The sequence below is a fragment of the Dietzia sp. Alg238-R159 genome, from assembly GCF_900537145.1.
GTDB classification, from domain to species: domain Bacteria; phylum Actinomycetota; class Actinomycetes; order Mycobacteriales; family Mycobacteriaceae; genus Dietzia; species Dietzia kunjamensis.
Map to the genome: position 1 here is coordinate 138762 of NZ_UNRI01000006.1, position 23425 is coordinate 162186.

General features: G+C 69.7%; 21 protein-coding genes. 5 read left to right on the forward strand and 16 right to left on the reverse strand.

Translation table 11 applies throughout. From position 1 onward, the window contains the following. The first annotated feature begins 115 nt into the window (after positions 1-115). Positions 116-1348: an allantoate amidohydrolase gene (locus G6R20_RS14165; protein ID WP_163376755.1), complete on the forward strand. Its 1233-nt coding sequence runs from the start codon at positions 116-118 to the stop codon at positions 1346-1348. Positions 1349-1400: 52 nt separating this feature from the next. Further along, complete coding sequence (locus tag G6R20_RS14170; RefSeq protein WP_163376756.1) at positions 1401-2591, forward strand: FAD-binding oxidoreductase; 1191 nt, start codon at positions 1401-1403, stop codon at positions 2589-2591. A gap of 95 nt (positions 2592-2686) precedes the next feature. Here G6R20_RS14170 and G6R20_RS14175 read toward each other — a convergent pair whose 3' ends face one another. From G6R20_RS14175 to G6R20_RS14230, 12 genes are all read right to left on the reverse strand, one after another. After that, a complete protein-coding gene (locus G6R20_RS14175) occupies positions 2687-3382 on the reverse strand; it encodes a GntR family transcriptional regulator (RefSeq protein ID WP_069389458.1) in 696 nt (231 codons plus the stop codon). Beyond that, entirely contained in the window at positions 3379-4206 is an 828-nt protein-coding gene (locus tag G6R20_RS14180) for an ABC transporter ATP-binding protein (RefSeq protein ID WP_240341482.1), read from the reverse strand. Before G6R20_RS14180 ends, G6R20_RS14175 begins: the two co-directional genes overlap by 4 nt. A gap of 96 nt (positions 4207-4302) precedes the next feature. After that, a complete protein-coding gene (locus G6R20_RS14185) occupies positions 4303-5184 on the reverse strand; it encodes an ABC transporter permease (RefSeq protein WP_163376757.1) in 882 nt (293 codons plus the stop codon). Positions 5185-5229: 45 nt separating this feature from the next. After that, positions 5230-6186, reverse strand: coding sequence for an ABC transporter substrate-binding protein (locus G6R20_RS14190; protein WP_163376758.1), 957 nt, complete (start codon positions 6184-6186; stop codon positions 5230-5232). Further along, positions 6180-7919 (reverse strand): allophanate hydrolase, encoded by a 1740-nt coding sequence (gene atzF, locus G6R20_RS14195; protein ID WP_163376759.1) that lies wholly within the window; start codon positions 7917-7919, stop codon positions 6180-6182. The genes G6R20_RS14190 and atzF overlap by 7 nt, the downstream gene beginning before the upstream one ends. Before the next feature lie 165 nt (positions 7920-8084). Beyond that, positions 8085-9047 (reverse strand): TIGR03885 family FMN-dependent LLM class oxidoreductase, encoded by a 963-nt coding sequence (locus G6R20_RS14200; protein ID WP_163376760.1) that lies wholly within the window; start codon positions 9045-9047, stop codon positions 8085-8087. A 3-nt stretch (positions 9048-9050) separates the two neighbouring features. Then, entirely contained in the window at positions 9051-10967 is a 1917-nt protein-coding gene (locus G6R20_RS14205; RefSeq protein ID WP_163376761.1) for a glycoside hydrolase family 15 protein, read from the reverse strand. A 1-nt stretch (position 10968) separates the two neighbouring features. Then, positions 10969-12984 carry an SDR family oxidoreductase gene (locus G6R20_RS19040; RefSeq protein WP_163376762.1) on the reverse strand — a complete coding sequence of 672 codons (2016 nt, stop codon included), beginning with the start codon at positions 12982-12984 and terminating at the stop codon, positions 10969-10971. Next, positions 12984-13367 carry a sensory rhodopsin transducer gene (locus G6R20_RS14215; protein WP_163376763.1) on the reverse strand — a complete coding sequence of 128 codons (384 nt, stop codon included), beginning with the start codon at positions 13365-13367 and terminating at the stop codon, positions 12984-12986. The genes G6R20_RS19040 and G6R20_RS14215 overlap by 1 nt, the downstream gene beginning before the upstream one ends. Beyond that, complete coding sequence (locus G6R20_RS14220; RefSeq protein WP_163376764.1) at positions 13364-14620, reverse strand: D-arabinono-1,4-lactone oxidase; 1257 nt, start codon at positions 14618-14620, stop codon at positions 13364-13366. Before G6R20_RS14220 ends, G6R20_RS14215 begins: the two co-directional genes overlap by 4 nt. 6 nt (positions 14621-14626) lie before the next feature. Further along, positions 14627-15103: a hypothetical protein gene (locus G6R20_RS14225; RefSeq protein ID WP_163376765.1), complete on the reverse strand. Its 477-nt coding sequence runs from the start codon at positions 15101-15103 to the stop codon at positions 14627-14629. Between the two features lie 55 nt (positions 15104-15158). Continuing rightward, positions 15159-16520: an acyl-CoA dehydrogenase family protein gene (locus tag G6R20_RS14230; RefSeq protein WP_163376766.1), complete on the reverse strand. Its 1362-nt coding sequence runs from the start codon at positions 16518-16520 to the stop codon at positions 15159-15161. Between the two features lie 147 nt (positions 16521-16667). Here G6R20_RS14230 and G6R20_RS14235 point away from each other — a divergent pair, with 147 nt between their 5' ends. Further along, complete coding sequence (locus G6R20_RS14235; protein ID WP_163376767.1) at positions 16668-17627, forward strand: TIGR03620 family F420-dependent LLM class oxidoreductase; 960 nt, start codon at positions 16668-16670, stop codon at positions 17625-17627. A 267-nt stretch (positions 17628-17894) separates the two neighbouring features. Here G6R20_RS14235 and G6R20_RS14240 read toward each other — a convergent pair whose 3' ends face one another. The 3 genes from G6R20_RS14240 to G6R20_RS14250 are packed head-to-tail and all read right to left on the reverse strand — an operon-like array spanning position 17895 to position 20690. Further along, positions 17895-18704: an AAA family ATPase gene (locus tag G6R20_RS14240; RefSeq protein ID WP_163376768.1), complete on the reverse strand. Its 810-nt coding sequence runs from the start codon at positions 18702-18704 to the stop codon at positions 17895-17897. A gap of 2 nt (positions 18705-18706) precedes the next feature. Then, a complete protein-coding gene (locus tag G6R20_RS14245) occupies positions 18707-20086 on the reverse strand; it encodes a Mu transposase C-terminal domain-containing protein (RefSeq protein ID WP_163376769.1) in 1380 nt (459 codons plus the stop codon). A gap of 1 nt (position 20087) precedes the next feature. After that, positions 20088-20690: a recombinase family protein gene (locus tag G6R20_RS14250; RefSeq protein ID WP_094364518.1), complete on the reverse strand. Its 603-nt coding sequence runs from the start codon at positions 20688-20690 to the stop codon at positions 20088-20090. Between the two features lie 197 nt (positions 20691-20887). Between G6R20_RS14250 and G6R20_RS14255 the strand changes: the two genes are divergently transcribed. Together G6R20_RS14255 and G6R20_RS14260 are read left to right on the forward strand one after the other, a co-directional pair. Continuing rightward, a complete protein-coding gene (locus G6R20_RS14255) occupies positions 20888-21247 on the forward strand; it encodes a metalloregulator ArsR/SmtB family transcription factor (RefSeq protein ID WP_069388823.1) in 360 nt (119 codons plus the stop codon). Beyond that, on the forward strand, positions 21244-21840 hold the full coding sequence (locus tag G6R20_RS14260) for a cadmium resistance transporter (protein WP_069388809.1): 597 nt from the start codon (positions 21244-21246) through the stop codon (positions 21838-21840). Before G6R20_RS14255 ends, G6R20_RS14260 begins: the two co-directional genes overlap by 4 nt. Positions 21841-21924: 84 nt before the next feature. Here the strand turns inward: G6R20_RS14260 and merA are convergent, their stop codons facing one another. After that, positions 21925-23325: a mercury(II) reductase gene (gene merA, locus G6R20_RS14265; protein ID WP_069388808.1), complete on the reverse strand. Its 1401-nt coding sequence runs from the start codon at positions 23323-23325 to the stop codon at positions 21925-21927. Positions 23326-23425 lie beyond the last annotated feature (100 nt).

Below are 23425 nucleotides of genomic sequence, written 5' to 3' on the forward strand. Positions count from 1 at the left end.
CCCCCACCCGACGCGGGCCGCTGCATTCCCGCACCCCCCTGCCCGCACCCGCCTGCCCGCACCCACTGCCCGTTCCCGGGACGCCCCGTCGTCCCCGAATCCCGAGGATCCCGCCATGACGGCCCCGACCGCTCCCACCGTCACCTCGCTGATGTCCGCGATCCGCGACGTCGGCACCGACCCCACCCGCGGCGGGTACAGCCGGCCCGTGTTCTCCACGCCCGAGCTGGACCTGCGCGAGTGGTTCCTCGCCGAGGCCGCCGCCCGGGGGCTGGACTGCGAGACGGACCGCAACGGCATCATCTGGGCCTGGTGGAACCCGGCCGGGCATCCGCTCACCGACGCGGTGGTGACCGGCAGTCACCTGGATTCCGTGCCCGGGGGAGGGGCGTTCGACGGGCCGCTCGGGGTGGCCTCCGCGCTCGTGGCCGTCGACCACCTGGCCGCCCGCGGCATCCATCCGCGCCGGGCGCTGGCACTGACCGTCTTCCCGGAGGAGGAGGGTTCGCGTTTCGGCCGCGCCTGTCTGGGCTCGTTGCTGCTCACCGGGGCCATGGACCCGGCGGTGGCCGCCGCCCTGACCGACGACGACGGCACGACGTTCGGGGAGTTGTGCGCCCTGCACGGACTCGATCCTGCCCGCATGGGTCGCGACGAGGAGGCACTGGGGAGGATCGGTCGGTTCGTGGAACTGCACGTCGAGCAGGGGCGGGGCCTGATCGACATGGGCAGCCCGGTCGCCGTCGCCTCGTCGATCATCGGTCACGGTCGCTGGCGGGTGACCTTCACCGGTCAGGGCAACCACGCGGGCACCACCGTGCTCGCCGACCGCCGCGACCCCATGATCCCGGCCTCGCGGACCGTCCTCGACGTCCGCCGGATCGCGGGCCTGCACCGGGGGGCACGGGCCACGGTCGGGCGTCTGGTGCCCACGCCCGGCGGGACCAACGTCATCGCCTCCCGGGTGGACCTGTGGCTCGACGTCCGCCATCCCGACGACGCGGTCACCGCGCGGATCGTCCACGAGATCTCCGAGGTGGCGTCGGAAGCGGCGCTGCTCGAGGGGTGCGAGGTCGCCGTCGTGCAGGAGTCGCTGAGCGGGTCGGTCGACTTCGACCCCGTCCTGCGTGACCGACTGTGCGCGGACCTGCCCGGGGTGCCGATCCTGCCGACCGGTGCCGGTCACGACGCCGGTGTCTTGGCCGCGCACGTGCCCACCGCGATGCTCTTCGTCCGCAATCCCTCCGGGGTCTCGCACTCGCCGGCCGAGCACGTCGAGGACGCCGACGCCGAGCGCGGCGCCGAGGCGCTGGCCGACGTCCTGGCCGACCTGCTCGCCGCGGACTGATCCGGTCGACCCCGGCCGACCGACCACCCTCACGACAGAAGGAGAACCCCCCATGACCGAGACGGCGCAGTACCTCATCATCGGCGGCGGCCTGGAGGGCCTGTCGATCGCCTGGAACCTCACCGAGCGCGGTGAGACGGACGTGCTCGTGGTCGAGAAGGACACGCTGTGCTCCGGCATGACCGGCAAGTCCAGCGGTATCGTGCGCTGCCACTACGGGTCGCCGACCATGGCGGCGCTGAGCTGGCAGAGCATCCCGGTGTTCGAGAACGCCGGCGAGTTGCTCGGCGACGACATGGGTTTCCGCCAGTGCGGGTACGCCGTGATCGTCGGCGAGGAGAATGTGGTCCCGCTGCGCGCGAACGTGGCGATGCAGCAGAGTCTGGGGATCGAGACGGAGCTCATCACCGCGGACCGGATGGCGGAACTGTGGCCGGGGCTCAACGTCGAGGACGTCGCGGCCGCGGCGTGGGAACCGCGGGGCGGCAGGGGCGAGGCGTACATGACGGGGATGGCGTTCGCGGCCGCCGCGCGTGCCCGCGGCGTGCGCGTCCGTCAGAGCACCCGCGTGGTCTCGCTCCTCCGCGGGTGCGGGGACCGGGTCGTGGGCGCGGAGTTCGCCGACGGCACGGAGGTCTACGCCGAGCACGTGATCCTCGCGACCGGCGTGTGGGCCCCGCAGCTCGGCGCCACGGTCGGGATCGACATCCCGGTCCGTGCGCAGCGCGCCCAGCTCGTGATGGTCGATCAGGGTGAACCGCTCGGGCAGGTCCCCACGCTGTCCGACCTGGTGGGCCTGCAGTACCTGTGCCGCGAACCGAACGGGGAGATCCTGGCCGGCAACTCGGATCACACCGCGCCGCAGTACATCGACCCCGACGCCTACGCCAACAGGGCCGATTCCTCGACCGTGGAGAAGGTCGTCGAGCGGCTCATGCACCGCCTGCCGGACATGCCCGATCCGTCGATCACCGGCAGCTATGTGGGGGCGTATGACACGACGCCGGACTACAACCCGATCATCGGCCCGTCGCCGATCGAGGGGCTGTTCCTCGCGGTGGGGTTCTCCGGCCACGGGTTCAAGATGGCGCCCGCGGTCGGTCGGCTGGTCGCCGAGTTGCTCACGGAGGGGACGACAACGATGTCGGGCGTCGACCCGGCCGACTGTCGGTTCTCCCGGTTCGCGGAAGGGCGTCCCACGACGAGCCTCCACCCGTACGTGGGCGCAGGCGAGATGCGCTGATGCGGCGGTCCGGGCACGCACCCGCCCCCGCGGGTGGCCGTCGTACCCGGTGGCCCGGCTCGGGGCGTCCCGGCACCGGACTGCCCGGTACGGGACTACCCGGCGGCGTGGAGCGCACGGTTGGTCAGCGAGCGTCGAGCTTTGTCCTCGACCTCGGCGAGCGAGGATCCGACGTGGCCGCGCAGCAGGTCGATCGCGGTGGTGACGTCACCGTCGAGGACGCGGTCGAGTACTTCCAGATGCTCGGAGACCGTCGCGTGCACCCGCTCCTCCGTCGAGTAGTCGTACATCCTCATGGGGCGGATACGGGCGTTGACGGCGCGGAGTTGGTCGGTCACGGCCGCGTTCCCGCAGGCCGAGGAGAGTTTCACGTGGAACGCCTCGTCCCGCTCCACCAGATCCGGTCCCGGGGTGGGGGGTGTGGAGAGGAGCGGAGACCAGGCCCGGCGCAACTCGCTCAGCGATCGGAGGTCCGGGCGTAGGTCGGGGTTCTCCGCGATTCGCCGTAGCCCGCTGAGTTCCAACAGGACCCGCAGCTCGTAGAGGTCCCGCAGAGCGGGGAGGTCGTAACGGGCCAGAAAGTAACCGTCATCCCGGCGCTCGAGCAGGCCGTCGGCGTCCAACCTGATGAGCGCCTCGCGAAGCGGCGTGCGGGACACCTCCAGTTGGTCGCACAGGCGGCCCTCGACCAGTCTCTCCCCGGGCGCGAAGCGACCCGTCGTCACGAGCTCGCGGAGACCGTGCAGCGCACGGGCGGACTGCGAGAGGCCCGCCTCACCCCGCGAGGTCACGACTCGTCCCCGTGGATGAGGCCGGAGATGGCCCGTTCGTACCTGTTGAACTCGGTGGCGTTGACGTCTCGGGGGCGCGGGAGTTCGATGTCGATGTCGGCGATCACGTGGCCGCACAGGCCCGATCCGGCGCCCCCCGCCATCACGATGACCCTGTCGGAGAGGTTCACCGCCTCCTCGACGCTGTGCGTGATGAACACGGTCGTCGTCCCGGTCTCCCGGTGGATGCGGGTGAGTTCCTCCTGCAGCGAGCTGCGTGTCATGGCGTCCAATGCGCCGAACGGCTCGTCCATGAGGAGCACGCTCGGCCGGTTGGCGAGGGCCCGGGCGATCGCGACGCGCTGCTGCATACCACCGGACAACTGACCCGGGAAGCGGCCGGCCGCGGTCTCCAACCCGACGAGCGCGAGCGCGTCACCGGCCACCGCCCTGGCCTCCTTTCGCGACATGCCGTTGCGGCGGGGGCCGTACGCCACGTTCTCCATCGATGTCCTCCACGGGAACAGCCCGTAGTCCTGGAAGACGACCCCACGGTCGGGACCGGGGCCACGGACGGGGACGCCACCGAGTTCGATGACGCCGTCGGTGGCCGTCTCGAAGCCGGCGAGGAGCCGAAGCAGGGTCGACTTCCCGCAGCCGCTGGCACCGACGATGCTGACGAACTGACCCGCCTCGATGTGGAGGTCGAGGCCCGAGAGCGCGAGGACGTCGGAGTCCTTGCCGGGGAATCGCATCTCCACCCCTCGCACGGAGATCGCGGCGCCGGGGGCCGAGGTGGTCGATGACGAGGCGGGGACGGGACGGGACTCGAGTGTGGTGGTCATGGGAGTTCCTTTCGGGAGACGGGGAGCGGGTGGCACGGGGGGTGCGTCGCAGCGGCGGGCGGGTCGCCGCCCGACCGGGTGGCGTGGCCGGGGAGGTCAGGTGAGCCCGGGGCGGCCCCGGGTGACCGTGGACAGCGCGCGGCGCAGCAGCGCGTCCGAGAGGAGGCCGGCCACGCCGATGGTGAGCATCCCGGCGATGATCACGTCGGTGCGGCTCATGTCGCGGGCCTGGGTGATCAGGGCCCCGAGGCCGGTGGTGATGCCGACGGTCTCGCCCACCACCAGGACCACCCAGGACAGGCCGAGCGCGACCCGCAGGCCCGAGTTGATCGAGGGCATCGCCGACGGGAGAACCACGTCCACCAGCACCCGGAGGCGGTCGACGCCCAGCATCTGGGCGGCCTCGAGGAGGCGCGGCGGCACGGCGTGGGCGCCGGCGATGGTGTTGAGGAGGATGGGGAAGAACGCGGCGAGGAAGACCAGGAAGATGGTGGATCGGTCCCCGTACCCGATCAGCAGCAGACTCAGCGGGGCCCATGCGGTGACGGGGATCGGGCGCAGGATGCCGATGGTGGAATCGAGGAGTTCGCGGATCACACGGAGGCGGCCCATGAGGATGCCGAGGGGGATCGCCACGGCCGCGGCGAGCAGGAACCCGTTGAGTACCCGGAGCGCGCTCGCCGCCGTGTGCCGCCACAGCGAACCGGACAGAGCATCGGACCCGGTTCCCACCGCCAACCCGATCCAGGTCTGCGCCACTGTCAGGGGATCACTGAGGAACCGCATGTCGATGCCGAACGGCAGCTGCCACTGCTGACGGACCGCGATCCACCACAGGGCGAGGATGGCGAGCGGGATCGGCAGGGCGAGCAGGATGCGGCGGGTCCGGCCCCGGCCGCGCCTGACGGCGGTGGCGGGCACGACGTGGGGTGTCGAGGTGGTCCGGCGCTCGATCGCCGGGGGAGCGAGAGTGGTCATGTCCTGGTCTCCTTGTCGAAATGCCTGGCTGGGAATCGGGGTGCGTCAGTCGGAGTGGACGAACGTATCGACGTCCGGTGCCGAGGGGATGTGGCCGACGCGGACCATCTGCTCGATGAGGGCGGCGAGCTGGGCGCGGAACTCGTCGTCGATCTCTGATCTGGGCCATGTGTTGGCCACGGCGAGGGCGGTGACCTCCGGGTCGAGGGAGAACTGCTCGACCACCCTGTCCTGCCACTCGGTGCGGTGGGCGTCCATGTACTCGACCGCCTGACGGTGGACGTCGGCGATCCTTCCGACCTTGTCCGGGTCGGCGTCGATGGTCCGTTGGGTGACCCCGAGGCCGATGTTGACCTTGCCGACCGGCGTGTCGTACGGGGAGGCGATCTCCACCGCCCCGGAGTTCTGCCGGGCCGTCGACGGACCGAGCTCCGCGGAGAGGAAGGCGTCGATCCGACCACCGCCGAACGAGGTCGCCATGTCGGAGAAGGGCAGATTGACCAGGGTGACGTCGCGGTCGGCATCGAGTCCGTGTCGGGCGAGCGTCAGGCGCAGGAGGATCTCCTGTGACGATCCCCGCGGGTACCCGACGGTCCGGCCCCGGAGGTCCTCGACCCTGCGGATGTCGGGTGTGCCGACCAACCCGGACCCGCCGTCCGCGGCGACGGACAGCAGTCTCAGGTCCTCGCCCGCCGCCGCGCCGGCGAGCAGAGCGGGAATGCCCACCACACCGAAGTCGATCTGCCCGCTGACGAGAGCGTTCTTGATGTCGGGGGAGGAGTCGAACGTGGCGACCTCGATGGCCAGGTCGGGAGCGAACTGCTGATAGAAGTACGGCGCGAACAGGTGTGGTTGGCCCCGCAGGGTGCCGACGGTGACCCGCTTGAGGTCGCTCTCGCTACCGAGCGTGGTGAACGTGGAATCGATGGTGGAGCAGGCGGTCGTGGACAGCGAGAACACGGCGACCAGCGCCAGGAGCACTCGGCGAAACGGGGTCAGCATCGGGCGTCGTCCTTACTGGTGTCGAGGGTGGTGGAGGTGGTGGCGAGGTAGAGACGCCAGTCGGTGTGGTCGGTGATGTCCTCGGCGCCGCCCAGGGCGTCGGCCGTGCAGCCGAACCCGACGATCGACTCACCGCCGTCGAGCGAAACGCGGGTCAGGCTCATCGGGGCCGGGAGCTCGGCGAGCAGGCGCCCGAGAGCGGAGTGCGGGAGGCGGTACAGCTCACCGTTGATCGACCGGCCCGTCTCCTCCGGGCGGGCCGGGACGAGGCCGGGCTTCGGGGGCACCGTCGGCAGGGAGAACAGTCTGTAGTCGGCGGAGGTGCGGATGTCGCCCACGAACCGTGCCCCGAGTGACTCGAGTTGGTGGTGCAGCGGCTGGCCACGGAGGTGGGCGCCGAAGACCGCGAGCCTCGTGTCCGATCCGGGCCAGATCTCGGGAACCGGCCCCCGGTCCTCCGCAGCGCTGGTGCCGAGCAGGGTGGAGTGGACGCGGGCGGCGAGGTCCGCGGCCACCTGGTCGTGGTCCCGGGGGGCCAGCACCATCACGCCGAAACGTCCCGGGCCGATCGACCGTCCCGGGACGGCGACACCGCACATGTCCAGGAGGTTGCAGAAGTTGGTGAACGTGCCCAGACGTCTGCTCACCTCGAACGGGGCCGCGGCGACCTCCGCGAGGGTGGGGTGGTCGGTGGTCGTCGGCAGGAGCAGACCGTCGATGCCCGTCATGAGGCGGCAAGCGTGGGCTCCGGCGTGGGCGAGACATTCCAGGTCCCCGACGAACTCCACGGCGCCGGCGTCACGGCCACCGAGGATGATGGCGGCGACGGTCGGGTCCAGGTCCTCCGAGCCCCGGGACACGGCGTCCCCGACGGCCGCATAGCGCTCGGCGACAAGGGCGCTGTCGTAGAGCAGCCGCGCGGCGTCCAGGAGCGGGGAGATGTCCACTGTGACGATCTCGACGCCCGACCGCTTCAGGTCGCGTACCGCGTGGTCGAAGGCCTCGCGGTACTCCGCACCCAGGGCGGACAGGTCCCGTTCCCGCGGGACGGCGAGTACTGCTCGCGACGGGGCCGCCAGCGGGACATCGTCCCGTCTGGGGCCGCAGCGCGGATCCGCGCCGTCCGGCCCGGCGATGACGGCCATCACCCGGGTGGCCTCGGGCACCGTTCGCGCGAACACGCTCACGCAGTCGAAATCGGCGCACGCGGGCACGACGCCGGTGGCGGGAACGAGCCCGGGGCTGGGTTTGAGGCCGACGATCCCGTTGAAGGCCGCGGGAACGCGGCCGGAACCGGCGGTGTCGGTGCCGAGTGCGAAGTCGACCTCGCCGTCGGCCACGACCACGGCCGAGCCCGAACTCGACCCGCCCGCGATGCGTTCCGGCATCCCCGAGGCGTGCACCGCGCCGTACGGGCTACGGGTGCCGACCAGGCCGGTGGCGAACTGGTCCATGTTCGTCTTGCCGACGAACGTCGCACCGGCGTCGACCAACCGCTGCACCACCGTCGCGTTCCGGGGCGGCACGGTGGCGAAGGAGGGGCAGCCCGCGGTGGTCGGAACGCCTGCCACGTCGATGTTGTCCTTGACCGCGAACGTCAGGCCCGCCAACGGGAGGGGCTCACCGCACGCGGCGCGTTCGCGGGTGTCGGCTACCGATCGGACGACCTCGTCCGGGGAGCGACGGTGGATCCATACGGGGTTGGAGAAGTTGGGGGAGTGCGGCGTCAGCATCGGAGATACTCTTCTGAACTGGGGGATACGATGCTGTATACGTTCGTGTGTACGCGTTACCGCTCTGGGAGCGTTGTGTGACCGTCGTGTTTCGAGCGGCGCCCGTGGGTTAACACCGTGCCGCTCACGCCGCGGTCTCCGACGTCGCCGGCCGCCTCGGGGCGGTCAGGCGCCGTGCAGCGCCGGCAGCAGTTCGCGTTCGGCCAGCTCGAGGAACGGCGACTGGTCCCGCGCGACGTGGTGCAGGTAGATCCGCTCGAAACCGAGCTTCTCGAACTCGCGCAGTCGACCGACGAGCTCGTCGACGGAGTCGGTGACGATCACCGTGTCGGCGAGCTTCTCGTCGGGGAGGTGACGCCCGGCGACGTCGAGGTCCTCCGGGGTGGCCAGGTCCGCGTCGAGAGGAGAGTCCAGCGCGTTGTTCTGCCACTGGTCCCGCGCGAGGTCGCGGGCCTGACCGAGGGTGTCGGCGATCGAGAGGTGGACCTGGAGGGCGAGCGGCCCCCGCCCACCGGCCCCGCGGTAGGCGCCCACGATCTCCGCCATCGACTCGAGGTCGGCGTTGACGGTGATGAGCCCGTCCGCCCAGCCGGCCGCACGCTCGGCCGTCGCCGGGGTCAGGGCCGGGCCGAGAAGTGGCGGCGGGGTGTCGGGCAGCGAGTAGATGCGCGCGCGCTCGACCTCGACGAGCCCCCGGTGGGTGACCTCCTCGCCGGAGTGCAGGCGTCGGATCACGTCGACGCACTCCTCGAGCCGCTCCTGGCGAAGGTCCTTCGCGACCCACTTGTCGCCGGTGATGTGCTCGTTCATGTTCTGTCCGCTACCCAGGGCAACCCAGAACCGCCCCGGGAACATCTGCGCGAGGGTCGCCGCCGACTGCGCCACGACGGCCGGGTGGTAGCGCTGGCCGGGCGCGCACACCGTGCCGAACTCCAGGTCGGTGGTGGCGAGCGCCGCGCCCAGCCAGGACCAGGCGAAACCCGAGTGGCCTTGCCGGACCGACCAGGGTGCGAAGTGGTCTGAGCACATCGCCATGCGGAATCCGGCGCGCTCGGCCCGCTGCACGTCGTCCAGGAGCCGTCCGGGGGAGATCTGTTCGTGGGAGGCGTGGAAACCGTAGTCGGCCATGGCTCAGCTCTTCCTCGTGGAGTCCCGTGCGGCGTCGATGGCGTCGGCGGCGCGGATCAATCCCATGTGGCTGAACGCCTGGGGATAGTTGCCCGCCAGCCGGCCGGTTTCCGGGTCGTACTCCTCGGCGAGCAGGCCCAGATCTCCGGCGCAATCCACCATGTTGTCCATCAGTTCCACGGCGTCATCGATCCGGCCGCTGCAGGCGTACTGTTCCACCAGCCAGAACGTGCACATGACGAAGGGGTACTCGGCACCGTCGAGCCCGTCGAGGCCGCTGGAGGTCCGGTAGCGGTGGACCAGTCCGAAATCGCTGACCAGGTCCTTCTCGATCTTCTCCACGGTGCCCAGCATTCGCGGGTCGTCGAAGGCCAGGTACCCGGTGTGGGGCAGTTGCAGCAGGGACGCGTCGACCTCGTCATTGTCATAGGTCTGCGTGTAGCTGTTCAGTTCGGGATCGAACCCGTGCTCCTCGATCTCCTCGGCCAACCGGTCACGCAGCCCTCGCCAGCGGTCGACCGGGCCGTCCAGGCCGCATTCCTCGACCGCACGGATCCCGCGGTCGAAGGCCGCCCACATCATGGCCCGACCGTGGGTGAAGTGGTGGGTGTCGCCGCGCATCTCCCAGATGCCGTGGTCCTCGCGGTCGAAGTTCTCCTCTGCGTAGCGCAGGAGGCTCTTCTGCAGCCCCCAGGTGTACTCGTCCTCGTGGACCCCCGCCCGGCGGAGCTCGTGCAGGGCGATCATCACCTCGCCCACGACGTCCGCCTGGTATTGGTCGGCCGCACCGTTGCCGATGCGCACCGGGCGGGAGCCCTCGTACCCCGTCAAATGGTCCAGTTCCTCCTCGCGCAGCTGCCGCTCGCCGGCGAGCCCGTACATGATGCGGATGTCCCGGGCGTCGCCGGCGACCGAACGCAGCAGCCAGTCCCGCCACAGTTTCGCGCCCTCGGTCAGTCCGTGCGCGACCACCACCTCGATGGTGAAGGCGGCGTCGCGCAGCCACGTGTAGCGGTAATCCCAGTTACGGCTGCCACCGAACTCCTCGGGCAGAGAGGTGGTGGGGGCCGCCACGATGCCGCCGGTGTCCAGGTGCGTCAGCGCGCGAAGGACCAGCAGGGACCGGACGATGTGCTCCCGGTACGGACCGCGCACGTCGAGCTGGTCCGCCCATTCGTGCCACAGGTCCACCGTCGCCGTCAGCGCCTCCTCGGCCTCCGGCGGCTCCGGGGGCTCGAGATGGGACGGGAACCAGGTCAGGTCCCAGGCCATCGTCTCGCCGGCGGTCACCCGGAACCGGCCCTCGAGGCGGCGGGCCCGCTGGCCACCGCGGGCGCCGGAGTCCGGGTCGTCGACGGCGGCGTCGGTGTGGGTGTCGTCGCCCCCGCCGGCGCCGCTCTCACCCTCCCCGCCGCCGGCCGAGGCGTCCAGGTCCTCGTCGGGCCAGCGCAGCATCGGGCCGGTCACGAGGATGCCATCCGGGCCGGCGAGCGAGAGGAGCGCTCGCTCGCCCCCGGCGCGGGCGACCTCGCGGGTCCACGGGGTGGCGCGGGAGTAGTCGAAGCGCAGCCGCAGATCGTGTTCGACCTCGACCTCGCCCTCGAGGCACTCCACCCGGCGGATGAGGTCGCCCTGGTCGGTGCTGCGCGGCAGAAAGTCGGTGACCCGCGCGACGCCGCCGGGGCAGCGCCAGGTGGTTTCCAGAACGAAGGTCAGCGGGTGGTAGCGGCGGTCCTCGACCTCACCGTCGACGACGGACAGTCGCCAGCGGCCGTTCTCGGGATCGCCGAGCAGGGCGGAGAACACCGCGGGGGAGTCGAAGCGGGGCAGGCACAGCCAGTCGATGCTGCCGTCGCGGGACACCAGCGCGCCGGTTCGCAGGTCGGACAGGAGCGCGTAGTCCTCTAGGGGAGTCGACATATCAGAAGATGGGCTTGCCGCCCGTCACCCCCAACACGGTTCCGGAGACGTAGCTCGCGTCCGAGGGCGACGCGAGGAAGACGTAGGCGCCCGCACACTCGCCGGGCTGCCCGGCGCGCCCGAGCGGTGTGTCCCCACCGAACTCGGGGAGCGTGTCGCCCTCTTGAGTCGCGGGCTGCAGCGGCGTCCAGATGGGGCCGGGCGCGACCGCGTTGACGCGGATCCCGCGCTCGCCGAGCTCGTTCGCGAGGTTGACGGTGAGGTTGTTCAGGGCGGCCTTGGTCGCGGCGTAGTCAACCAGCGGCGGGGCCGGCTGGTACGCCTGCACGGACGTGGTGTTGATGATGGACGATCCGCGGCCGAGGAACCGAAGCGCCTCCTGACTGGCCCAGATCGTGGCGTAGAGGTTCGTCTTCATCACCCGGTCGAGGTTCTCGGAGTCGATCGTCTCCAGGCCCTCACCGCGGGCGTGCTGGTACGCGGCGTTGTTGACCAGGACGTCCAACCCGCCGAGCTGCTCGGCGGCGTCGCKGACGACCTTGCGGCACTGCTGCTCGTCCCGCAGGTCCGCAGGCAGCAGGACCGCSCGTCGTCCGGCCTTCTCGATCCACGCGGCCGTCTCCTCGGCGTCCGGCTGCTCGACCGGGAGGTACGAGATCGCCACGTCCGCGCCTTCGCGGGCGAACGCGATCGCGGCGGCCCGGCCGATACCCGAATCGCCGCCGGTGATGAGCGTCCTGAGGCCCTCCAGTCGCCCGGAACCCCGGTAGCTGTGCTCGCCGTGGTCGGGGAGCGGGGTCATCTCCGACGTCAGGCCGGGTGGCTCCTGTTCCTGCGCCGGGAAGCCACCGGAGTCGTTGACCATCTGCTCCGCATTGTCTGCGATGTCGCTCGTGGTACCCATGGCTCCGAACGTAACGAAGGAATCGGGGGATGCACACCGGTCGGCGCGACCGGCCGCGGTCTCGAGCTGCGCCACCGCGTCGGCCTGAGTCGAGCCGGTGATCCGCAGGATATCGACCACAGCCGAGCGGATCTGTCCGACCGCGACGATCACGGCCGGCGGACGGCCCCCCTCGTACAGTTCGGAAGCAGTCGCCGCTGCGACCAGGGCGAGGCGGCGGACCTCGTCGTCGTCGTACTCCCCCGAGACCCACTCGCGCAGGGCGGTGACGGTCGCGACCAGCTGGTCGAGCGCCTCGAGCAACGCCGGTTCCACCGGACGGCCGTGCCGGATGAGGTTGGCGCCCGCGCGGCACAGCGCGCGCCCGGAGGTCAGCAGCAGCACGATGCGCTGACCGAGGAGCGCCCCGGTGTCCAGGGTGCGGCGCCGCGCGGCACGCGTCGCGGGACCGCCCAGCACCAGTCTTTCGCGGACGGCCGCGGCGGCATCGTCCAACTCCTGCCGCGCCGTGGCCAGCGACTCCATCTGCTCGAGGCGCTCCTCGGCGCCGGACAGCGATCCCTCGGCCAAGTCCCGGCGCAGGCCGGACAGCACCCGTTCGTACCCGGTCAGGGTGCGGTCGGCCACCGTCGACAGGGTGCGGAAGGTGTCCGGCGAGAAGACCGTGGACAGCACCACCGCGACGACGCCCCCGATCAGCGCGTCCCCCAGGCGGACCCAGGGTCCGGTGTCGAGGAGGGGGACGAGGGTCATGACGACGACGGCGGCCACCGCGGCCTGATTGCTCAGCAGCCCGCTGGCCCGGAACGCCACCGCCGCGGAGGTCGCGAGCAACACCGCCACCCCGAGCTGCCACGCCCCGATCCCCAGCCACCGCGACATCAGGTCCGCGGCGGCGATCCCCAGCACCACTCCGATCGAGATCTCCACTGCCCGCAGCCGCCGCTGCCCCGCCGACAGACCGGTCGCCACGACCGCGGCGATCGGCGCGAACACCGCTTCGGTGGGGCCGAAGACCAGGCCGGCCAGCAGGTACGCGAGACCGGCCGAGACCGCGGCCAGCAGCAGGGTGGGCGCGTGACCCCGCAGCCGACCGAACGCCCGGGAGAGCACTACCCGGGCAGCCCGGGGACCGCCGTGACGGCCAGTCCGCCGCGGCGGGTGTCGATGTACCGCAGCTGCGCGACGACGGGCACGTCGGACTCGAGTACCAGTCCCAGCGGCCGACCCAGGGGGACGGCCTCCGGGGCGATGAGGTCGTTGACCCGCAGCTCGCGCACGCGTCGCCCCTCGACCCGGATCTCGTAGGGGCCGACGGGGTCGCGGTCCGAGTGGTAGACGGTGAGACGCACGCAGGCCTCGTCGGCGCCGGTGTTGAGCAGGCACAACTCGGTGCGGCTGGTGTATTCCGGCTCGTGACCTGTGCCGTGCTCGGGGATGAACCCCGCGGAGAAGAACCAGCGGGTGCTGCCGTGGGCGTCGGTCTCTGTCGTCACTGCGCGCCTCCCTCCCGGCCGGCGTCGGTACCGAGGAGCTCGCGCAGGTGGCCGTTGAGCAGAACCCCGTCCGGGTCGAATCGCTCGCGGATCCGGGCGAAGTGGTCCCACTCGGGGTACAGGCCGGCGAGATGCTCCGCGGTCCGGGTGTGCTTCTTGCCCCAGTGGGGGCGGCCACCGTGGTCGAGCATGAGCGGTTCCATGTCACGGAAGTAGGACTCGTACGGCAGTGAGGCGTTCTGCAACAGCGCGATCGTCATGGTGGGCCGCCGGTACGACGGACTGAGCATCGCCCGGTCCGGCGCGACGGTCCGGACCAGCACTCGCCAACCCACGTACTGCCGGTGGCGCTCCTTGATCCGCTCCCGGSCCTCCCGGAACGCATACGGACCCACCTCCAGCGGCAGCATGTACTCCATCTCGTCGAAGTACAGCTCCCGGTCGTTGGGCAGAATCTCGTACGACGGCCCGGTCTCGTCCTTGCGCAGTTCGCCCGGTGGCAGGAGCTCCGGCTCCTCACCCGGCCGGTTGAGGATCCTGACCTGAGCGAGGTCGCTTCGCGGATACCAGTAGAAGTCCAGGTGGCGGTTCTGTTCGATCAGTTCGTCGAGGTTGTCCAGCACCCAGTCGACGTGCGTCATCCAGTTGGTGCGGTGCAGTTGATAGGCGGGCAGGACCCGCAGGGTGAGACTCGTGAGCACCCCCAGGCCGCCCAACGAGACCTGGGCAGCGCGCAGCACCTCGTCGTCGTCCTCGTCGGCACGCCCCTCGTCACCACGTCCCTCGCCACCGGCGTCGACCCCGAACGGCACCTCCTCGCCGGTCCCCGTCACGAGCGTGCCGCCGGCCAACGTGGACGACAAGTTGCCCAGGCGCACACCCGTGCCGTGGGTTCCGGTGCCGATCGCGCCGGCGATGGACTGGTAGTCCACATCGCCGAGGTTCTCCATCCCCAGGTCGTGTCCGGCGAGCTCCGCGCCGAGATCCGCCAGCCCGGTCCCGGGGAGGACCCGCGCCAACCCGGCCTCGCGGTCCACCGAGACCACTCCCCGCATGCCGTCCGCGGAGAGCATGACGTCGTCGGTGGTCATGATGGGCATCGATGAGTGCCCCGAGCCGAGGGGGCGGACCGTCGTCCCGTCATCGGCAGCGCGACGGATCGTCTCGACGACCTCCTCAGACGTGGAAGCCCGGACCCTTCGGCGTGGGGAGCAGCTCAGGCTGCCGGACCAGTTGGTGAACGTCTCCGCCACGCCGGATCACTTCTTCTTCAGCGCGTCCGTGCACCGCAGACGGAGCTGCTCCAATTCGCGTCCGTGCTGCTCCGCACGCTCGACCAGCTTCTCCAGCGTGGGCCGGGGGAGCCGGGGGTCGTCGATGTCGAGCAACGCCTTGAAGCCGAGCGTCTTGCCCGTCACGGCGAGGGTCAGTGCCTCGAGCTCGAGCAGGTCGCTCAGCGGGGAACGTTCGGCGGCATGGCGATTGGGTTTGAGCTGGCCGAACTTCTCGGCGGCCTTGGCGGGCAGGTCCTTGAGCATCGAGGGTGACGTCCCCGCCAGCGTCATGAGCTCCTCGAGGCTCTTGAGGTCGTCCACGGTCTCGTCGCCGATGCGGGAGACGACCTTCCTGGTCTCCGGGTCGTCGTGGTCCTCGGCCACGCGGCGGAACAGGTCGATCCCGGCGGCGGCACCGGCGTGGTGGTCCTGCATGTACGTGTGCAACATCTCGGTGGCCATGTACTGACGGTACGAGAGCGGGCGGCGGAGGCAACCGATCGGACGGCCTAGAATCTCAGCGCGCGAGGAGTCCCTTCGCGATGTGGGTCACCTGGATCTCGTTGCTGCCCGCGTAGATCATGAGCGACTTGGCGTCGCGGGCGAGCTGCTCGACGCGGTACTCGGCCATGTACCCGTTGCCGCCGAACAACTGCACGGCCTCCATCGCCACCTCGGTGGCCGCCTCGGACGAGTACAGCTTCATCGCCGACGCCTCGGCGAGCGAGAGCGGCTTGCCGGCACGCGCGCGCTCGATGGAGTTGAAGACCATGTTGCGCACGTTCATCCGCGCCACCTCCATCTTCGCCAGCTTGAGCTGGATCAGCTGGAAGCGCCCGATCTCCTGGCCCCACAGGGTGCGCTCGCGGGAGTAGTCGACGCACAGCCGGTGGCACTCTTCGATGATGCCCAGCGCCATGGTGGCCACCCCGATCCGCTCGGCGGTGAAGCTCGACCGCGCCGACTCGCGGCCGTCGCCCCCGCGACCGGACTCGGACTCGCCGAGCAGCCGGTCCCTGCCGAGGCGGACGTTGTCGAAGAACAGTTCCCCGGTCGGGGAACTGTGCAGGCCCATCTTCTTGAACGGAGCACCCTGCGTGAGGCCCTCCATGCCCTTGTCCAGTACGAACGTCAGCACCTTGCGGTCGCGCTTGTCGGCGTCCGTGGCGGGTCCGGTGCCGGATGCTCCACCCGACCCCTCGTCGAGCTTGGCGTAGACGATCATCACGTCCGCGTACGGCCCGTTGGTGATGAAGGTCTTCTGGCCGTTGAGGATGTAGTCCTCGCCGTCACGCCGCACGTAGGTCCGCATGCCGCCGAAGGCGTCGGAACCGGAGTCCGGCTCGGTGATCGCCCACGACGCGACCTTCTCCATGGTCACGATCCCCGGCAGCCAGCGTTCCTTCTGCGCGAGCGTCCCGCGGGACATGATCGTGGTGGCGCCCAGCCCGAGGCTCACGCCGAGCGCGGAGACCAGCCCCATGCACGCGCCGGCCAGTTCACTGGTCACCACGGCCATCATGGAGTCCCGGTTCTCGGGGGCTCCGCCGGAATCGCCGTCCTCGTCGTCGTCCCCCCTCCCACCGTCGCCGCGCGGCGCGTCACCGGATGCAGCCCCGCCGCCCGCCGCCCCGCCCCCCGCGGTCCCGCCCCCGGCGGCCGCGCCGACCGTCTCGCGCGCCCGCTCCTTCGCCAGCATCTTCTCGACCCCGTCGCGGGCCATGGCATCGATGCCGAACTCGGCGAACAGCTTCCGGATGATCGGGTACGGCGGGATCTCACCGCTCTCCAGGGCGTCGAGCTGGGGGCGGATCTCCTTGGCGATGAAGCCGCGCACGGCGTCGCGGATCATCAGGTCGGTCTCGGACCACTCGTACATCGGCGTCTCGTCTCCTCGGTGCCCGGGGGTGTGCCGCGTGTCACTGCAACACGTGTCAGGTCAGTGTGTCGCGGACGGGGCGACGGGCGCGGCCGTTTGCGGCGAATGGCCGGCCCGGCGACGACATGGTCGGGCACACTCGGGGACATGAGTGCTCTTCAGGACAGCGCATCGAACCGAGACCGCGGGCGCGGAGCAGGTCGCGAGCAGCTCGGCCGGATCGGCCTGTGGACCGGCTCGCTGGAGGGACTGACGCCGGCGGCGATCCCCGACGTGCTCGGCGAGCTCGACGACCAGGGCTGGGGCTCGCTGTGGTTCGGCGAGGCCGTCGGCCGGGAGGCCTTCACCGCCGCGCAGTTGTACCTGGGCGCCACGCGCCGGATGGCGATCGGCACCGGCATCGCCAACATCTACGGCCGCGACGCCTCGGCGGCGGGGGCGGCCGCCCGCACGATCGAGGCCATGCACCCGGGCCGGTTCGTCCTGGGTCTCGGCGTCTCGCACGCGCCGCTGGTCGAGCGCCACCGCGGCCACCACTACGGCCGGCCGCTGTCGGCGATGCGTGAGTACCTCGACGCGCTCGACCGGACTCAACCCATGGCGGCGGGCGAGGACACGATGCCGCCGGTCGTGCTCGCCGCGCTCGGCCCCAAGATGCTCGAGTTGTCGCGCGACCGCACCGCCGGCGCCCACCCGTATCTGACGTTGCCCGAGCACACCGCGCAGGCGCGCGAGATCCTCGGCGGGACCGCCGACGACGGGCCGGCCCTGGTCGTGGAGCACGCCGCGGTGGTGGCCGAGGGGGTCGACGACGACGACGAGGTGTGGCGGTCGCGGGCCCACGATCACCTCAACGTCTATACAGGCCTGCCGAACTATCGGAACTCGTGGACCCGGCAGGGGTTCGACGAGTCGGACTACGTGCGCGGGGGCAGCGATCGGCTCAAGCACGCGATGGTCACCCGCGGGGTCGAGGCGACGCGGGCGCGGGTGCAGGAGCACCTGGACGCAGGGGCCTCGACCGTGCTGGTGCAGGTGCTCGGCGAGAACGTGCTGACGCCGCCGGTGGAGGACTGGCGGATCGCGGCCGAGGGGCTGCTCGGCTGACGCCTGGCCCGACAGGTTTTGCCGACTGGAGACGCGTCGGTTGCCAGAGGGGCTTGTCAGTCTCTGTTTTTTGGAGAGCCGGTTGATCCTCGCCACTGACCGCTGGCGACGCTCGTAGATCTCCCCAGTACTCCTTAGCAGCAATGTGGTTTGTCGAGTACACCCGTGCGGGACGATATGAGGTCTACCGTCGCCGCTGTGTCACAGGGTCCACTTCGGTGTGGGTTTGAGTGCTTTGCGGCGGTTTTCTGTGATCGCTTGGGGGCGTTAGTTTCCGATCACGAGGATGCTGGCGGCGGATTCTATGACGTCGTCGGTGATGGTCTCGAGTTGGTTGATCTTGAGCACTCGGGCGATCTGAGGGAAGAGGCGTTCGAGGAGGCGGAAGTTGCCCCGGGTGATGCGTTCGATCGCGGCGATCGCTTGAGCGTCGGTGAAGTCGTCTGGGTCAAGAGTGCGGCCGAGGCGTTTCCAATGGCGATCGAGGACGAAGAGCAGTTCCTCGCGTCCTAGTGCCCGGTATCGGTGTGAAAATCCGAGGCGGCTGTAGAGCTGAGGGTAGTGGCGAAACCGCTGGTCAATGCCAGGCATGCCGATGAGGATGATCGCCAGGTCGTAGCGGTCGTGTTCATCACGGAGGAGTTCGAGTGCGGTCGGGGCCAGTCGTTCGGCTTCATCGATGATGAGCAGCTCGACCCACTTGTTGGTGTGACCTGAGTGGGCGCCGGTGACTTTGCCGATGTTGCGCTGGTGTTCGTCGATGCAGATGCCGAGCTTTGTCTGCAGGTGCGCGATCTCGTGCATGAGGATTTTGGGCCTGGGGAGCACCTCGGGGGTGTAGAACACGGTCCGGCACCGGTTCGCAGTTGCATAAAGCTTGGCGTCGTCTTCGGTGCGCGGCCCCCATTCGGTGATGAACGGTTCCACGGTGTCCCAGTGGGCGTATCGGCGTGCCGATTGGGTCTTGCCGATGCCGGCGTCGCCGTGACAGATGCCGATGGTGCGTTCCTTGCGTACCGCGGTGGCGAATTCGGTGAACCGGCGATGTTCCTTGGTGATGATGAAGTCCTTGGCCATCCTTAGTCCTCTTCGTAGGTGCGCAGCTTGGTTGGCCGCGCTCCGGGGGCGGCGGTGCGCGGTTCGGCCCGATCGGCGATACGCGGGATGCGGTCGTTGATGTCTTTGCGCAGTTGGCGCCGGCGGGCTCGGCGTGCGGTCTCGACTTCTTGCAGGCTTACCCGTTGGTTCGGGTGCGCCTCATCGATGGCCACGCAGAGGAAGGTGTCGCGGTCGTATACGCGAACCTCGGAGATGTCACGCGGGTCGTAGCGGATCGTCACCGGGCGGCCAACGAACGGTGCCAGAGTTGGCGCGAGGTAGCGCCGGCCTTGGAAGTGGATGCCGTCACGCTGCACGGTGCGGTGCTTGGGCACCGTCAGCAGCAGTCCGTCGAGTTCATCGAGGGATTCGGGCATGCGTGGCAACCACCCGTCACCGATCCACGCCTTCTTCGGGCTCGTCCCGATCTCCCGGTGGGTCCGCTCGTTGTAGGTGGCGATGAAACCGGCGATCGCCTGATCGAGCGCAGGTAGATCCAGAGATGGAGGTGTCTTGGCCCCTGGTGCCAGATGTCCGGGCAGGGTGGCCAGGAGCTCGGTGTTGACTGTGCCGAAGAACCGCTCGATCTTGCCTCGGCCTTGCGGGCGACCGACGGTGGAGAAGATGAGGCGGATTTTCAGTGAGACCGCGGTGTACTCGAGGTGGCGGCTGGTGAAGTCGCTGCCGTGATCGATATAGAGGACGTCGGGTAGTCCGCACATCGCCCAGGCCGGTTCGGTCTTGCGCCAGATCGCCTGTCGTAGCACCAGCGCGGTGTTCATCGCCGATGGCGCCCCGGTGAAGACCATGTACCCGCAGACCGCGCGGGAGTAGTCGTCCATCACCACCGTCAGCCAGGGCCGGTCGGGGGTGCCGCTGGCGCCGGTGATGAGGATGTCGAGTTCGGTGTGATCGGCTTGCCACGTCACATTCGGCCGTTCGGCGCGATGGCGGAACACCAGTTCATAGCGGTCCCGATATGCTGCCGGCCCCTCCAGAGCAAGCGTCACCAGGGCCGGGTCCAAAGCGTGGACGATGGCGCGGACCGTGGCATAGCTCGGGGCCGTCAGCCCCAAGCGACCCGCTTCGGCCGTGGTGAGCCGGTGCAATGCAGCGGTGCTCGGGCGTGGGCGGGTCAGCGCGAGGTGCTCGAGAAACGTGACCAGTTCCGCCGGAGTGCGTCGAGATCCCGTGTCGCGTCGTGGCCGCGGCTCCAACGCCGCGATGCCGCCGGTCTTGTAAAGCTGGTGCCAGCGTTGCAGTGTCCGCAGCCCGGTGCCGGTGTCACGGGCCAGGGTCGTCAGCGAGATGCCGTCCTCGACGTGAAGCCGGAGGATTCGCCACCGCTGCGGCCCGTCCATGTCACACCTGCTGGGAGACCATGTCGCGGTCGCGGGCAGCCTGTTGGTGCCGGTACAGCGTGGCGCGAGACCATCCGACCAATCGGGCGGCTTCCTCGGCGGTGCGACCCTTGGCGCGGGCGTCCCGAGCGATGTCGAGTTTCTCCGCAATCACCGCCGGGTCAACAGGCGGCCGACCGAACCGGGTACCGCTCTGCTTCGCCGCAGCGATGCCGGCATTGACTCGCTCGGTGATCAGCTCGCGCTCGTACTCGGCCAGCGTGGCCAGCATGCCCAGCATTAACCGGCCGGAAGTGGTCTCCGGGTCGATGCCGTCCGAAAGCGACTTGATCTTTACGCCCTTGTCGCGCATCAGGTTCACGGTGTTGAGGACATCGATCAAGGATCGGCCGAGCCGGTCGATGCGCCACACCACGACCGTGTCGCCGGACTCGGCATAGTCCAACAGGCGCTTCATCCCCGGGCGTTCGATCGCGGTCCGGCTACCCGAGGTCACATCCGCGAACACATCCCGCTTCTGCACCCCGGAATCCACGAGTGCATCCAACTGCAACTGCGCGTCCTGACTCGCAGTGCTCACGCGGGTGTACCCCAAGAGCCTCATGACATGATTATGACTCACAAACCCCTACCGAGCACCACCCTGCGACAGTTCACGGTGAGACGACTTCGCGAGAGGCAGAAGGTGCCCATCGGCCCATGAAGCGGTCTCGGCGTCCGGTCCCCGCCTGGTGTCTCATAAGACTGTAGGTTGTTAAGGCGATGCCGCAACAGTTCAGCAGACGCTGTATAGTTCAGCAAATGCTGACTCTTGTCTCTCGTGTGGATGTGATGAACCGGTTAGGGCGGGCGATGACCGACCCGACGCGGTCCCGGATACTGCTGACCTTGCTGCAGCAGCCGGCCTACCCGGCGGAGCTGGCCCGCGATTTGGAGCTGACACGGCCGAACGTGTCGAACCATCTGGCATGCCTGCGCGACTGCGGGATCGTTGTCGCCATGCCCGAAGGCCGTCAGACCCGGTATGAGATCTCCGATCCGCACTTGGCGCGGTCGCTATCCTCCTTGGTCGAGGTCACCCTGGCGGTCAACGAAAACGCCCTCTGTTTGGAGCCCGACTGCTCAGTGCCGGGTTGTCAGGCCATGGAGGTGCAGGCGTGATCCTGTCCTCAGCCCTGCAGGCGATCGGTCTGTTCATCGCCACCAATATCGACGACATCATCGTCCTGTCGCTGTTCTTCGCCCGCGGCGCCGGCCAACGCGGAACCACCTCACGCATCTTGGTCGGCCAGTATCTTGGGTTCGTCGGCATACTCGGCGCCGCTGTGCTCGTCTCCCTGGGCGCGGGGGCCTTCCTGCCCCCGGAGGCCATCCCTTACTTCGGGCTGATCCCACTCGGCTTGGGACTGTGGGCCGCATGGCAGGCCTGGCGCGGGGACGATGATGACGACGACGCAAAGATCGAGGGCAAGAACGTCGCCGTGTGGACCGTGGCCGGCGTGACCTTCGCCAACGGCGGAGACAACATCGGCGTCTACGTCCCCGTCTTTCTCAACGTGGGCCCGGGAGCCGTAGTCGCCTACTGCGTCGTGTTCCTGGTGCTGGTGGCGGGACTGGTGGGCCTGGCCAAGTTCGTCGCCACCCGCCGACCGATCGCCGAAGTTCTGGAGCGCTGGGAGCACATCCTGTTCCCGATTGTCCTGATCGGCCTGGGCGCCTTCATCCTGGTCAACGGCGGAGCATTCGGACTCTGATAAGGCCGAGGCAGACCCCCACGCACCCGTGAGCCGCCGACCCGGTCTAGTCCTGTCGCCGCCCTCTGGCTGGGGCCGCGGGTATCAGGCGCAGCATGACGTCGGCATCTGGTTTCGGAAGAGGCCGGCCACGATGCGCAGGCTTTCGCTCATGGTCAGGTACGGCGCCCAGGTGTCGGCCAGATCGTCGATGGTCATCCCGGCTTTGATGGCGTAGGTGGCCGCCAGCATGATCTCCCCAGCACCGTCCGCCAGGGCGTGCACGCCCAGAACCTTGCCGCTCACGGCGTCGGCGACGAGCTTCACCGCCCCGCGGGTGTCGTGCTGGACGAGCGCCCGGGGGACATCGGACAGGTCCAGGACGCGGCAGTCGCACGCGTGCCCTCGGGTGAGGGCCTCGTCCTCGGTCAACCCCGCCGAGGCCAGCTGGGGCCGGGTGAACACGACCGCAGGAAAGCCGGCGTAGTCGACCCGAGCTGCCGGCGGGTACCTGTCCTCGGTCAGGGCGTTGAGCGCGGCGGCCCGACCGCCGGCGGCGGCGGCGTAGACGTACTGGGGAGCCCCCGAGACGTCACCGGCGGCCCAGACGCGCGGGTTGGAGGTGCGCTGGGTCTGGTCGACCACGACGAAGCCGCGCTCGTCCACGTCCACACCGGCAGCGGCCAGGTTCAGGCCGTCGGTGCGGGGCAGGCGTCCGGTGGCCACCAGGACCTGCGCGCCGCGCACCTGTTCGCCCGAGTCCGTGGTCACCACCACCTCTCCTGCGGGGCCTGGTTCGCGGGCCACAGTGGTCGCGCGCTCTTCGACCACGGTGATGCCGTCGTCGGTGAAGACTTCCCGAAGTCTCTGGGCCAGCTCCGGCTCGGCGTGCGGCGCCAGACGCCCGACCACAGAGACCCGGGTGCCGAGGTGAGCGAACAGCTGGGCCTGCTCCATCCCGACGTACCCGCCACCGATAACGACCAGGGACTCAGGCAGCTCGGTCAGCTGCATCGCGGTGGTGGACGTCAGCCGGTCCACAGAGTCGAGACCGACCACCTCCGGGATGGCGGGGGTGGCACCGGTGGCGACCAGATAGGCCCGGGCCCGCAGCGCCTGGCCGTCGACGGCCAGGGTGTCCCCGTCCAGGAAGCTGGCCTGGCCTGGGCGGACCTGGAAGCCGTAGGCAGCGGCCACATCGGCGTACTTCGCATCACGCAGGCGCTCGATGAGTGCGTCCTTCTGGGCCACCAGATCGCCGAGGTTCACCGGTGCGGCTGACGTTGGGGCACCTTTGAAGGGATTGGTGAGCGCGGCGTGCCGGGCCCCGGCGGCCGCCAGGAGCGTCTTGGACGGCACGCAGCCGATGTTCACGCACGTCCCGCCCAGAACACCGCGCTCAACCAGCACGACGCTCTTACCGGCCTGGCTGGCCGCGATGGCGGCGGACATCGCCGCGCCTCCTGAGCCGATCACGGCCAGATCGACGTCGTAGTCCACACCCATTTGCCCACCTTCCTTCGCGTGACCCCTCTTCAGCGTCCATAGTGGACGTTCCAGCGCAGGGGAAGGTCAAGGCGAACATGGACGAGAGCCGAGAAAGGGG

Coding starts and splice junctions, on each gene's coding strand:
- G6R20_RS14185 (WP_163376757.1), bottom strand. CDS start 5,184: ATGACCACTCTCGCTCCCCCGGCGATCGAGCGCCGGACCACCTCGACA.
- G6R20_RS14240 (WP_163376768.1), bottom strand. CDS start 18,704: ATGGCCAAGGACTTCATCATCACCAAGGAACATCGCCGGTTCACCGAA.
- G6R20_RS14230 (WP_163376766.1), bottom strand. CDS start 16,520: ATGTACGAGTGGTCCGAGACCGACCTGATGATCCGCGACGCCGTGCGC.
- G6R20_RS14255 (WP_069388823.1), top strand. CDS start 20,888: ATGCTGACTCTTGTCTCTCGTGTGGATGTGATGAACCGGTTAGGGCGG.
- G6R20_RS14235 (WP_163376767.1), top strand. CDS start 16,668: ATGAGTGCTCTTCAGGACAGCGCATCGAACCGAGACCGCGGGCGCGGA.
- atzF (WP_163376759.1), bottom strand. CDS start 7,919: ATGCTGACGCCGCACTCCCCCAACTTCTCCAACCCCGTATGGATCCAC.
- merA (WP_069388808.1), bottom strand. CDS start 23,325: ATGGGTGTGGACTACGACGTCGATCTGGCCGTGATCGGCTCAGGAGGC.
- G6R20_RS14190 (WP_163376758.1), bottom strand. CDS start 6,186: ATGCTGACCCCGTTTCGCCGAGTGCTCCTGGCGCTGGTCGCCGTGTTC.
- G6R20_RS14245 (WP_163376769.1), bottom strand. CDS start 20,086: ATGGACGGGCCGCAGCGGTGGCGAATCCTCCGGCTTCACGTCGAGGAC.
- G6R20_RS14250 (WP_094364518.1), bottom strand. CDS start 20,690: ATGAGGCTCTTGGGGTACACCCGCGTGAGCACTGCGAGTCAGGACGCG.
- G6R20_RS14180 (WP_240341482.1), bottom strand. CDS start 4,206: ATGACCACCACACTCGAGTCCCGTCCCGTCCCCGCCTCGTCATCGACC.
- G6R20_RS14170 (WP_163376756.1), top strand. CDS start 1,401: ATGACCGAGACGGCGCAGTACCTCATCATCGGCGGCGGCCTGGAGGGC.
- G6R20_RS14165 (WP_163376755.1), top strand. CDS start 116: ATGACGGCCCCGACCGCTCCCACCGTCACCTCGCTGATGTCCGCGATC.
- G6R20_RS14200 (WP_163376760.1), bottom strand. CDS start 9,047: ATGGCCGACTACGGTTTCCACGCCTCCCACGAACAGATCTCCCCCGGA.
- G6R20_RS14225 (WP_163376765.1), bottom strand. CDS start 15,103: ATGGCCACCGAGATGTTGCACACGTACATGCAGGACCACCACGCCGGT.
- G6R20_RS14205 (WP_163376761.1), bottom strand. CDS start 10,967: ATGTCGACTCCCCTAGAGGACTACGCGCTCCTGTCCGACCTGCGAACC.